We start from the raw sequence: 12129 nt of genomic DNA, 5'->3' as shown, positions 1-12129 counted from the left end.
TTGTCTTGAGTGCAGGTTCCTACATCCTTGAAATTCAAATCCACCCAGGGATTCAGATTATGTCGGCTCAATACCGCTATATTGCTTTCTATAAACCCTACGGTGTGTTGTGTCAGTTTAGTCAAGACACACCGGAACGTCTCACCTTGAAGGATTTTATTGATGTTCCCAATGTTTATCCGGTGGGAAGGTTGGATTGGGATAGTGAGGGGTTGGTATTGTTGACAAATCATGGTCAACTGCAACATCGTCTCTGTCATCCCCAGTTTGCCCATCAACGAACCTATTGGGTGCAAGTGGAACGTTTACCCAGCGAAAGTGCTTTACAGCAGTTACGCGATGGGGTGGAGATTCAAGATTATCGCACTAAACCTGCTCAAGTTCAATTACTAAGTGATGTTCCCGACCTACCTCCACGCATTCCCCCAATCCGCGATCGCAAAACTGTTCCCACTGCTTGGCTAGAAATTACCATGACTGAAGGGAAAAATCGTCAAGTTCGACGAATGACTGCGAAAGTTGGTTTTCCCACTTTACGTTTAGTGCGTGTCCGAATCGATGTTCTGGGTTTAACAGGATTACAACCTGGACAATGGCGAGATTTGACTCCAACGGAGGTCAAGGCTGTTACTGGTTCTGTGTTTGATTTTCCTACATCATCACTCAAAAACCAATCCAATCGTCAAGCAACTGGTAAATCCAAATTTTCACGAATCGTAGCAAAATAGACTGCTAAACCTGGGTAAATATTCGTAAACTAGAAATAGGAGGTAGGGTATAGGAGACAAGATACAGAAGAAATTATTTTGTTAGGTGTTGAATTAATTCAAAGCTGAAAATCACTCTGCTCTATTAGTGTGATGCCAAGCTGATGAAAATATTATCGGCGGGGTTGTTCATGATTTTCCATGACTGTCACTTAAATAACTGTCACGTAGGTCGAAGCAAAATTTGTTCTAAGCAAGTATAATTTTCCTTTCTCAATCTTTTTCTAAATCACTTTCACAACCGCAATCAAAGGGTGCAAGTAAAAAAATCCTACTATGAGCCGTAATCAATCATCGAATCGGCAGCACGCTTGCCAAACAAAATATAATGATATCACTGCTAACAGTTCGCCCCATTTGGAGCTGTTACGGGAGCCTGAGTTGGAATTAGAACGGCGCACCCTAGAAACATTACCCATATATCCACCGGACGGATCACTATACAAACAACTGTACGAACATATTCCCACCGTTTATATCACCCTTGATTTGCGAGGTAAAATCTTGACTGTGAATCGGTTTGGTGCGCAGGTGTTGGGTTTTAGCCTTGAACAATTATTACAAAAAGATATTCAACGCATTTTTGCATCTTGGGAATTTTCCCGAATTACCGATATGTTGACAAAAATATCGGAATTTTCCCCCTTGGAAACGGCTGAAGGTGAATTTCAACTCGATTGTCCAAATCCTGATATTGCTTGGGTACGGATGACGGTGCGTAAATTAACTATGCCGGAATCGGAACCGATTATCCTGATGGTATGCGAAGATATTACGGAACAGAAACGCTCAGAAGATGTGCTAAGGGAAAGTGAACAAAGATTTCATACCATTGCCGAGATTGCTCCGGTGATGCTGTGGACTGCGGGTGCGGATGGTTTTTTTAACTTTTTTAACCAATACTGGCTAGAATTTACGGGGGTAGATTGTGAAGAAGCTACAGGTTATGGTTGGTTAAATTTAGTGCATCCTGAAGAAAGACTGCATTGTTTACAAAGCTATCATGCAGCCTTTAGCGCTCGCCAACAGTTCGCCATTGAGTATAGATTATTACGTCATGATGGAGAATATCGTTGGATTTTGGATACTGGTGTACCGAGATTTAGTCCGGCTGGGTTATTTAGTGGTTATATTGGTTGTGGGATTGATATTAGCGATCGCAAATTAGCCGAAATTGCTCTGACCCAAAGTCAAAGTGCAGTCAAAGCGCAAATTGAGGAAATGGAAAGATTGGATCGACTCAAGGATGAGTTTTTGAGTACGGTTTCCCACGAATTGCGCACTCCCTTAACGAATATGAAAATGGCGATTCAGATGCTGGGGATTTCTTTAAAAGTGGAATCGAACCCAGTTCATGGAGGAATTAATGACAGGGATGTCGCCAAAACCAAGCGTTATTTACATATTTTAAATAATGAATGCGATCGCGAAATCAATTTAATTAATAATTTCCTGGATTTACAAAAGCTCGACAGCAACACGAAATCACTGATTTTAGAAACCATTAATATTCCTAGCTGGTTAAATAGGGTTGTTCACGTCTTCCAAACCCGTCACCATCGCTTTACCCAACCCATTCATTTACGTATTCCCGAAAATTTACCCCTATTCACCTGTGACCCCTTTAGTTTGGAAAGGATTCTGATTGAATTGCTGACCAATGCATGTAAATTTAGTCCTACCCACGCAGAAATTGAAGTCAAAGTGGAAAGTGTAGAGCAAACGGTGAAATTTGCTGTTACGAATACGGGAACCGAAATACCCAGTAGTGAGATTCCCCGAATTTTCGATAAATTTTACCGTATCCCCAGTAACGACCCCTGGAAACAAGGAGGAACCGGATTAGGATTGGCTTTAGTGAAAAAACTCACCAAATATATGGGAGGTGACACCGAAGTTGTAAGTGGATCGAATATTACCTGTTTTACGGTCAGTTTTCCTCTGGGTTGTAGTATTTAGGGGTGGGGAAAATTATCGTTGTAGACAGGGAGTCAGTACAGACGACCCGTCGGGTCGTCTGTACAGGGAGCAGGGATAAACCTTTGAGGTGAATTTAACTAAACTTTTACATAGTACTCTCAAAAGTAGATGCTGTGCATTTAGGGTTTATTTTCGCCGACTTAGTTACTTCAAAACCTATGCATTTGAATTGGCAAAATTTTTTAATTCGCAATTGGGAACCACCTGACCGGGAAATAGTTGCGAAGTTGATTAGTCAAGTGTTAGCAGAATACGGTTTAGGTTGGGAACCAGAAGGTGCAGACCGTGATGTTTTATGGGTGGAGGAATATTATTTGCACCGGAAAGGGGAATTTTGGGTGGTTGAGCAAAACCAGCAAATTGTTGGGACTGGTGCTTACTATCCGATTCAACGGGGTCATCAAGCAGTAGAAATTCGGAAAATGTACCTGTCACCGGAAGTTCGAGGATGTGGTTTAGGGAAATTTTTGTTAACAGCTTTAGAGAAAACCGCAGCATCACGGGATTTTCGGGAATGTTGGGTAGAAACAGCTAGTGTATTAAAGGAAGCTGTACAACTATACGAAAAATACGGATATGTACCCGCAACCGGAGTCGAAACCAAAAGATGCGATCGCATTTATGTGAAATCTTTAGATTTTGGATTTTAGATTTTGGATTGTTTTTTGTTGTGAAAAATCGTATTAATTTTACGTGAGTACTCCTAGGTCGTAGCTCGCTACGGTGAGTTATAAAGTCTGAAACTTTTGTCCAGTCTTATTCGTAGGAAATAGAAGTTTTTAAAAACCTCCGAGTATGATGTTGAGAATAAAATCATTAAACCTGAAATCAGTCATTTATATCGACTCTCTTTTACTTTGAAATCAAGGCAACTTGGATAATCAACGATTATAGCTCCTGATATGTAGCGACAATTAGCGTAAACTATATTATTGAATTTGTTCTCAACTAATGGATGGGGTTACTTTAAACCTTTACTTTCAAAATCATTGATTCACAGAGATTGTCGCGTTTACAATCCGTCATAGCTCCCTACGACCTAGGAGTATTCACGTTAAATTTGAACAATGAAGAAAAGTACGTAGTAGCGCTATTCTACAATAACCCTGGGGGTATAGCGCCTTATGTTAACGATTTTTCAAGTCTAAAGCCACTACTACGAATCCCTGAGAACCGATGGGATAGACCACTAAGTTCTTGCCAACAATGGAGCTGCTGCTAATAATTTTTGTGTATATTCGTGCTGGGGATTTTGGAAAATTTCCTTTGTATCACCGATTTCCACAATTTGACCCCCATTCATCACCGCAATGCGATCGCACAAAAATCTCGCTAACCACAAATCATGGGTAATAAACAGATAAGTTAAATCAAATTCCTGTTTTAATTCCAACATTAAATCTAATACTTGGGATTGGACACTTGCATCCAACATACTCACCGGTTCGTCACAAATCACCAATTGGGGACGGGTAATTAATGCACGAGCGATCGCTACCCGTTGTTGTTGTCCTCCGGATAAATCGGAGGGATGACGTTGATAGTAGGTTTCACTGGGTGTTAATCCTACCCGTTCTAACATGGCTAATACTTGGGTTTTCGCTTGTTCAGGATTAGCTAAACCATGAATTAATAGGGGGTCAGCGATATTTTCTCCCACGGTCATCGCGGGATTGAGACAAGCATGGGGGTCTTGGAATATCATTTGCATATGTCGGCGTTGACTACGCATTTCTTTGCGAGATAATTTGGTTAATTCGGTTCCCGCAAATTCAACGCTACCGGATGTGGGAGTAATTAACTGCAAAATTGTCCGGGAAAGGGTACTTTTTCCACATCCCGACTCTCCCACCAATCCGAGAATTTCTCCCCGATACAACTCCAAATTAATCCCATCTACAGCTTTAATGGTTTGTCCCTGCTTTTGAAATAAACGCTCAATTAAATTCGGTTCAATTATGTAATGTTTCTTTAACTCCCGCACACGCAACAGGGGAGATGGTAAAGTCGCAGGAGGTTGATGGGTACTAATATGATCTGCACTTACCTCATCAATACTTTGGATATGTAAAGCAGCATTCAATAAAGACTGGGTATAGGGATGCTCCGGACGACGGAACACCTTTTCTGTGGGTCCGGTCTCCACCATTTTGCCAAAATACATCACCCCAATGCGATCGCAATACTCAGCTACCATCGCCAAATCATGGGATATTAACAATAGGGCCATGTTTTCTTCACTACATAACCTAGTTAATTCCTGTAGAATTTCCGCCGAAATTGTCACATCCAAACTTGTAGTCGGTTCATCCGCAACAATTAACTTCGGTTGCAACAACAATGCCAAGGCGATCGCGACCCGTTGTCGCATTCCTCCACTAAACTCATGGGGATACTGATACCAACGACTTGCGGGAATTTTCACCTTCCCTAAGGTTGCGATCGCTCTTTCTTTTGCTTCTTTGGTAGTTAATTCTGGTGCATGAGCTTTTAAAGTTTCTAAACAATGGTCTCCAATCGTCATCAACGGATCAAGTCTCGTCATCGGGTCTTGGAACACCAAAGCAACTACCTCCCCCCGAAATTTCCGCACCTCCTCTGGTGTCATATCCAATACGGATTTACCCTGGAAAACTACTTTACCCGTAACTTGACTACCTTGAGGTAACAACCGCATCACTGCTCGTCCCAGGGTCGATTTTCCACAACCCGACTCCCCGACTAAACCCATCCGCTCACCTGGTTGTAAACTAAAGGATACACCATCAATTGCCCAGTTGATTTCTTCCCCTTGACGCTGAGGATAGGCTACTTTCAGGTTTTCGACACTAAATAAAGTTTCACTCATGGCGATTTTAGATTTTGGATTACTCTTCGAGAAGACGCTAGCCTAAAGGCATGGCTTTCGCCAACGCGTCTATGGATTTTGGATTTTGTTTTCGGGTTCCCTACCGCACACAAATTTTGTCTGTAAAGATGTAGCGTTGCTACGTCTCTTATCGAACCAGTTTTTTGAATCAGTATAAGTCCTATTTGCGAGCAGATATTTTCATATCGAGTGTTGTATAAGTTCTGTTTTATATACCGTATCCTTGTACTAGCAATAATATCCCCTCCAACTCCCTTTTTTAGATTACAGACGAAACCATGTACCAAACCGATCCACCACTCCCCCAGTCAAATCCTACCAACCATGTATGATTTACCCAGTGAAGATCCAGAGGAACCAGGTTTGCCAGACGAATTCATATTTTTCAACCCCGTTTACTTCTACCTGTCAACTCCCCACCTACCCTAGAGAAGAAATATTCATTGGTACAGATATTAACTTATACTATGATGTCCGCAATCCGTTGTGGCATAAAAAACCAGACTGGTTTTTAGTCCCCGTGGGTCGTCTCTACCCCTCACTCCCTCTACATCAAGCAAGCAAAACAAATGGCTAAATGCTAGGGAAATCCACTGAGAACATTTAGCCACTTATCGTCTAAATTTTAATTTGATTGAACTGGAATTTATCACTCAAATAACCGGGGCTGCCAACACTTAAATTTTCCCATACTTGCCATCAAAAGTTAACAGTTAACAATCAAAAGTCAACCCTCAAGGCAGTTTCAACAGGATAATTTATCGGTTGGTATTCCCACACCCCAAATTCAAGTTGGGCAATAAACCGTTAAATCGAAGAACCGAGACCCGCGTAAGCTCCGTAAAAGAAAATACCTACAACGGTAATCACACCAAGACCTGCGACTGTTGCCACAATCCACAGGGGAATTCTCCCACCACCAGACATGCTTTTATCCTCTCTTTACGAAAAACAACGCAGAATGTATCAAATCGGTTTACAAAGTTAAAATCCCAGTTAGTTAAAGAAATAACTGGAGAATAAAATTCCTAGTACGAAGATCAACAGTAATCCTAGGAACAGGGAAGTCCGGTTTAACTCAACCGGTTGATTGTTGGGATTAGGCGTTCTTTCCATGATGGCTATCTCCTAACGTTGAATAAACTGCATCGCGGCGATCGCGCCTAAAAAGAATACGGTGGGAACCGCAAGGGTGTGTACCGCTAACCAACGAACGGTAAAAATTGGGTACTGTTGTACTGGTTGATTGAGATTATTGCTACTGGTCATGACTTACAACTTCAATTATTTACCAATAAACTGTTCAACTTGTTTTTTCGATTCATAGCGATCGCTAACAATCGGTAACTCTTGACGAGTTTGGGTAAAGTACTCATTGGGACGAGGTGTACCAAACACATCGTATGCCAATCCGGTGCTGACAAATAACCAACCAGCAATAAACAATGCCGGAATGGTGATGCTATGAATTACCCAGTAACGAATACTGGTAATAATATCCCCAAAGGGGCGCTCTCCAGTAGTACCTGACATATTTCTCTTACCTTAGACAACGTTGTTAACTTGTTGCTACTGACAAATTAATTCCCCTCATTTTTCTGAGGTATAAGTCAGTGCTAAACACGCTTATTAAATTTATTATCCTACAAAGTTTAGAAACAGTTACAACTTGCAACTTGTTTCTCATAATTTGGGCAGTTTTCTGCAACATTTTGTTACAAATCCCAGTGACTCTCGTTTGGTGCAGAGTTGTAGAGACGACCCGATGGGCCGCCTCTTTTATAGTACAAATAAACTATAAAGTACTTTGTGCCAAGCTCAAGCCACATGTTTGGTTGTCTACAAATAGCTCAGAACACGTGTAGGGCTTAACTCCTTCCTCCCCCATCCCCAGCATCCATCATTTCAAGGTTGGTCGAGTACTAAGCCGCACTGGGTTGATACTTCAACACAATACCCTTATCACTGAGAACAAAACCGCGTTCAGGGGAGAAAAAGACGATTTTGTAAAAATTACTGGGAACTTCAGCCACATCTACATCTTTTTCCCAGGTCTGTCCTCCATCGGGACTACGGAGGAGTGTTCCCCCCCCACCAGCGACCCAAATTTCGTCGGGGGTACGGTAGGCCATATCCAATAATCCCCAACTGGATGCACGTTCTGGACTGAAAGGTTCTTGCCATTCTCCGGGTTGATCGGGGACGGTAAATTGAATTTGTCCACCTCGTGCGAGCATCCAGAGCTGTCCGTGGTTATCAAAACCCATATTCTCTACCCGACGGGAGCTATTGCGGTTTTGGGGAGACCAGGAATCATCTCCCGGTGTCCAAGTGGAGTAAAAATTCCCCTTCGCCGATACCGCTACATAACGACCATCGGGGGCACGTTTGAGGTTACGAATTACACCAACCGCATCATCCACCTGAGATTTCCAATTTAAACCGGAGTCGCTAGTGCGGTAAATTGCGCCGACATCGGTGACCATTTCCGCAGTTTTGGGAGCAAGGGCAGTAATACTAACCGGATTACCAGGTAATTGATTACTCAGGGGTATGCGTGACCAGGATTTGCCCCCATCGATGGTGTGTAGGATTAAACTTGGTTCACCTGCAATCCAACCTTCATCGCCAGCAAAACTAACCGCATTAAAGCGATATTTTTGGTCGTCTCCTAATTTTAAACTCAAAGGGTTCCAGGTTTCGCCGCCATCATTGGTTTCCAGCAAAGTAGAATTACTACCAACTAGGAATCCGTGGTTAGGATTATCAGTAAAGGCGATATCCAATAACTTTTCGTTGGTGGGAACACTTATAATTTCCCAAGGATTAGAGGCAGTACTAGGTAAATTTCCACAGCCAACACAGACAACCGCCACTAGTGCGATCGCGATGATTCGCTGCCACAATTTTGTCAATCGCTTCATCTCGTAACTTTTTCCAATGTCAACATTAATTTAATACTTTTGTGTTAGTAGCCTCGTGGTCTGTGTCATTATTTCTCATGGGTTCGTGGTAGTAGCTCTAGCCTCGAAAAAGCTTTAAGATAAAGGCGCTATACCCCCAGGGTTGTCGTAGACCAGCGCTACTACGTGCCTTTTTTTACCCATCAAAAAAACGACATGGAGTACTAGGGTGGGGATGTTAATGTAACCCATAAAGGCTAAGGAAGAACAAAAAGGCTAAACCCAAACCCCCAAAAATTAGTAAATTCTTCTGGGATGGGGTCATCCGGTTTACCCCAAATCCGTAATTTAAATTTTCATCAAACCCGGAAGCTCGACCAGAAGGACCAATATTCACAAACGCGATTTTCTTGGCGCTACAAACTGGACAGCGCCAATTGACAGGTAAATCTTCAAATGATGTCCCACCAGGAATATCCCGACGGTCATCTCCCTTCGCAGGTTCATAAACATACCCACAAGCCCGACATTCATAGCGGTCTAGGGGCTTTGGTTCCGGTGTAGTGTTCTCAACAGCCTGTTCGCTCATGGCCCTGTATTCTAGTTGCTATACAGCAAATTATTAAATATACGTTACAAATTATGACACAAGTGTTAGACTTTTCTATCACCATCAGAATTTAATCAAATATCCTGGGCATAAGTTTTCTGGGATTCAGAAAAGCCAAATCGATATAATGTAAAAAAGGTAAACATTGTCCTGTTTAATTTATTTTCCATCTAGCAAACGGTAGAAATCTATAGTGTTTGTCCTTAGCGGTTACGAGTACCTTCTAGGCTTCCTGATTATCTGTAGCCTAGTCCCAGCCCTAGCTTTGTCAGCGTCTAAACTACTTCGACCCAGTGGTCGCTACCCGGAAAGACGCACAACCTACGAATCCGGTATGGAGCCGATTGGCGGAGCTTGGATTCAATTTAATATCCGTTATTACATGTTTGCCCTGGTCTTCGTAGTTTTCGATGTGGAGACGGTATTTCTCTATCCTTGGGCAGTTGCATTCCATCGTTTAGGGCTATTGGCTTTCATTGAAGCGCTGATTTTTATTGCAATTCTTGTCGTTGCCTTAGTGTACGCGTGGCGTAAAGGAGCTTTGGAATGGTCTTAGATACAAATTCATCTATTCAAGATATGAGCGCTCAACAAACTGAGCGCATTCTCAATCCGATTCAACGACCGACGGTGACTCAGGATTTATCAGAAAATGTGATTCTGACCACCGTTGATGACCTATACAATTGGGCTAGACTTTCCAGTTTATGGCCAATGCTGTTTGGAACCGCTTGCTGCTTTATCGAATTTGCAGCGATGATTGGTTCCCGGTTTGACTTCGACCGCTTTGGTTTAATTCCCCGTTCCAGTCCTCGTCAAGCGGATTTAATTATTACTGCCGGAACCATTACCATGAAAATGGCTCCCCAGTTAGTACGTCTGTATGAACAAATGCCCGAACCCAAATACGTAATTGCAATGGGTGCATGTACAATTACGGGCGGAATGTTTAGTGTTGACTCCCCCACAGCCGTCCGAGGTGTGGATAAATTAATTCCGGTGGATGTTTACTTACCTGGTTGTCCTCCCCGTCCGGAAGCGATTATGGATGCAATTATTAAATTGCGGAAAAAAATCGCCAATGATTCGATGCAGGAGCGTGGTGTCATTAAACAAACTCACCGTTATTACAGCACCACCCATAAAATGAAACCCGTTGAGCCGATTTTGACTGGGAAATATCTTCAATCCGAAACTCGCTATACCCCACCCAAGGAACTCACCGAAGCTATCGGTATGCCTGTTCCCCCAGCACTGTTAACGTCATCAACACAGAAAGAAACACAAAAAGAGGTAAGCGAACGTGGCTGAAGAATCGAAACCAGTACCAGCAGCAGAAACCGCCGTTGTGAAACCAGGAAAAGTCTCCGAATGGTTAACAACAAATGGTTTTGACCATGAAATCCTGGAACCAGATGCCAATGGTGTAGAGGTAATCAAAGTTCCGGCGGATTTTTTACTGCCGACTTGCACCGCGCTGTATGCCTACGGGTTTAATTATTTACAATGCCAGTGTGGTATTGATATGGGTCCGGGACAGGATTTGGTCAGTATGTATCATTTGATTAAGGTCAGTGATAATGCGGATCGACCGGAAGAAGTACGGATTAAAGTTTTTCTGAATCGTGAAAATCCTGTTGTTCCTTCCGTTTACTGGATTTGGAAAACCGCCGATTGGCAAGAACGGGAATCCTACGATATGTACGGTATTATTTACGAAGGACACCCCAATTTGAAGCGGATTTTAATGCCGGAGGATTGGGTGGGATTTCCTTTGCGTAAGGATTATATTTCCCCTGATTTTTACGAATTACAAGACGCGTATTAATTCCCTATTGTTGTGTTGCTTTACAACTGCGATTTGTTAATTAATACATCAGTCGGATAACTCTCTCTACCTAATGCATGGGGGGAGAGTTATTTTTTGACTTTAATATTTTGACTTTAAGTAAAAGTCAATTAAGTTTAAATTTAAAATCACCGATCAAAAGGGTCAATTCCGTGGGATGCTGGTAAATCAATTGAGTATACTCACCCCCAGGGTCATCCAATATCAAAAATCCGCCGACACATGTCTGAACATCTTTCTGTCACCGTCACCGTCCCCGCAACAACTGCTAATCTTGGAGCTGGTTTTGATTGTATTGGTGCTGCTTTGAGCTTGTACAATGAATTTACCTTTAGTTTCAGCGACAGCGAAACCCAAATTTACATCACAGGTGCGGAAGCAGAACGGGTCGCGACAGATAAAAGTAATCTGCTGTATCAAGGGTTTTCCTACCTGTACCAACAACTTCAGCAAATACCTCCACCCGTAGAAATACAGATTAAACTGGGTATCCCCCTTGCTAGAGGTTTAGGTAGCTCTGCAACTGCAATCGTCGCTGGTTTGTTAGGTGCGAACGTACTACTAGGGAAACCTTTTAGTCAAACAGAAATTATGAATTTTGCGATCGCAATGGAAGGACATCCGGATAATGTTGTCCCTGCATTGATTGGAGGTTGTCGTCTTGCAGCGACTTCTGTCTTTGGTTGGGAAATTTGTGATATTCCCTGGTCTGATGCGATTATCCCCGTCGTTGCAATTCCCGATTTTGAACTGTCCACCTCCACAGCAAGACAAGTACTTCCGATAAATATTAACCGTGCAGATGCAATTTTTAACATCGCCCATCTAGGATTATTAATACGGGGACTTGAAACTGCAAACCCCGCTTGGATAAGTACAGCCCTTGATGATAAATTACATCAACCCTACCGAAAATCACTGATACATGGCTACCCAGAAGTAGAGCAGGCAGTGAAGGCAGCAGGTGGTTATGGGATGGTAATTAGTGGTGCTGGCCCCACTTTATTAGCATTAACAGATCCTCACCATGCTCAAGATGTAGCAGTAGCAATGGCAACATCTTGGCAACAACAGGGGATTAAAACATCGGTGCATACCCTAACAATTGATCATGTGGGAGCAAAAATTGTCTGTACTGGAATGGGTTGATT

The 12129-nt window shown here is 42.6% G+C and carries 14 protein-coding genes; 7 read left to right on the top strand and 7 right to left on the bottom strand.

The window, feature by feature from the left end:
- The first annotated feature begins 59 nt into the window (after positions 1-59).
- The 3 genes from CDC37_RS05560 (at position 60) to CDC37_RS05550 (ending at position 3397) form a co-directional block, all read left to right on the top strand.
- Entirely contained in the window at positions 60-728 is a 669-nt protein-coding gene (locus CDC37_RS05560; protein ID WP_096625944.1) for a pseudouridine synthase, read from the top strand.
- Between the two features lie 315 nt (positions 729-1043).
- Positions 1044-2726, top strand: coding sequence for a sensor histidine kinase (locus CDC37_RS05555; RefSeq protein ID WP_096620858.1), 1683 nt, complete (start codon positions 1044-1046; stop codon positions 2724-2726).
- A 179-nt stretch (positions 2727-2905) separates the two neighbouring features.
- Positions 2906-3397, top strand: a complete 492-nt coding sequence (locus CDC37_RS05550; protein ID WP_096620857.1) for a GNAT family N-acetyltransferase — start codon at positions 2906-2908, stop codon at positions 3395-3397.
- A 539-nt stretch (positions 3398-3936) separates the two neighbouring features.
- On the opposite strand, the gene CDC37_RS05545 is transcribed toward CDC37_RS05550, so the two are convergent.
- The 7 genes from CDC37_RS05545 to CDC37_RS05510 all read right to left on the bottom strand — a co-directional run bounded on the left by CDC37_RS05545 (position 3937) and on the right by CDC37_RS05510 (position 9108).
- Positions 3937-5595 (bottom strand): dipeptide ABC transporter ATP-binding protein, encoded by a 1659-nt coding sequence (locus CDC37_RS05545; protein WP_096620856.1) that lies wholly within the window; start codon positions 5593-5595, stop codon positions 3937-3939.
- 828 nt (positions 5596-6423) lie between these two features.
- Positions 6424-6543 (bottom strand): photosystem II reaction center protein J, encoded by a 120-nt coding sequence (locus CDC37_RS05535; protein ID WP_096620855.1) that lies wholly within the window; start codon positions 6541-6543, stop codon positions 6424-6426.
- A gap of 69 nt (positions 6544-6612) precedes the next feature.
- Positions 6613-6732, bottom strand: coding sequence for a photosystem II reaction center protein L (locus tag CDC37_RS05530; protein ID WP_172892758.1), 120 nt, complete (start codon positions 6730-6732; stop codon positions 6613-6615).
- 12 nt (positions 6733-6744) lie between these two features.
- Positions 6745-6885, bottom strand: a complete 141-nt coding sequence (gene psbF, locus CDC37_RS05525) for a cytochrome b559 subunit beta (RefSeq protein ID WP_096620853.1) — start codon at positions 6883-6885, stop codon at positions 6745-6747.
- 15 nt (positions 6886-6900) lie between these two features.
- Complete coding sequence (gene psbE, locus CDC37_RS05520; RefSeq protein WP_096620852.1) at positions 6901-7149, bottom strand: cytochrome b559 subunit alpha; 249 nt, start codon at positions 7147-7149, stop codon at positions 6901-6903.
- Positions 7150-7538: 389 nt separating this feature from the next.
- Positions 7539-8540: a photosynthesis system II assembly factor Ycf48 gene (locus CDC37_RS05515; RefSeq protein ID WP_096620851.1), complete on the bottom strand. Its 1002-nt coding sequence runs from the start codon at positions 8538-8540 to the stop codon at positions 7539-7541.
- Between the two features lie 217 nt (positions 8541-8757).
- Complete coding sequence (locus CDC37_RS05510; RefSeq protein WP_096620850.1) at positions 8758-9108, bottom strand: rubredoxin; 351 nt, start codon at positions 9106-9108, stop codon at positions 8758-8760.
- 214 nt (positions 9109-9322) lie between these two features.
- On the opposite strand from CDC37_RS05510, the gene ndhC reads away from it, so the two are divergent.
- The 4 genes from ndhC to thrB all read left to right on the top strand — a co-directional run bounded on the left by ndhC (position 9323) and on the right by thrB (position 12127).
- Positions 9323-9685, top strand: a complete 363-nt coding sequence (gene ndhC, locus CDC37_RS05505; RefSeq protein ID WP_096620849.1) for a photosynthetic/respiratory NAD(P)H-quinone oxidoreductase subunit C — start codon at positions 9323-9325, stop codon at positions 9683-9685.
- Between the two features lie 23 nt (positions 9686-9708).
- A complete protein-coding gene (gene ndhK / locus CDC37_RS05500; RefSeq protein ID WP_442861081.1) occupies positions 9709-10440 on the top strand; it encodes a photosynthetic/respiratory NAD(P)H-quinone oxidoreductase subunit K in 732 nt (243 codons plus the stop codon).
- Positions 10433-10957 carry an NAD(P)H-quinone oxidoreductase subunit J gene (locus CDC37_RS05495; RefSeq protein ID WP_096620847.1) on the top strand — a complete coding sequence of 175 codons (525 nt, stop codon included), beginning with the start codon at positions 10433-10435 and terminating at the stop codon, positions 10955-10957. Before ndhK ends, CDC37_RS05495 begins: the two co-directional genes overlap by 8 nt.
- Positions 10958-11200: 243 nt before the next feature.
- Entirely contained in the window at positions 11201-12127 is a 927-nt protein-coding gene (thrB, locus tag CDC37_RS05490) for a homoserine kinase (protein WP_096620846.1), read from the top strand.
- Positions 12128-12129 lie beyond the last annotated feature (2 nt).

It is taken from the genome of Calothrix sp. NIES-3974 (assembly GCF_002368395.1).
Classification (GTDB): Bacteria; Cyanobacteriota; Cyanobacteriia; order Cyanobacteriales; family Nostocaceae; genus NIES-3974.
This window is presented reverse-complemented; position numbering and strand designations above follow the sequence as displayed.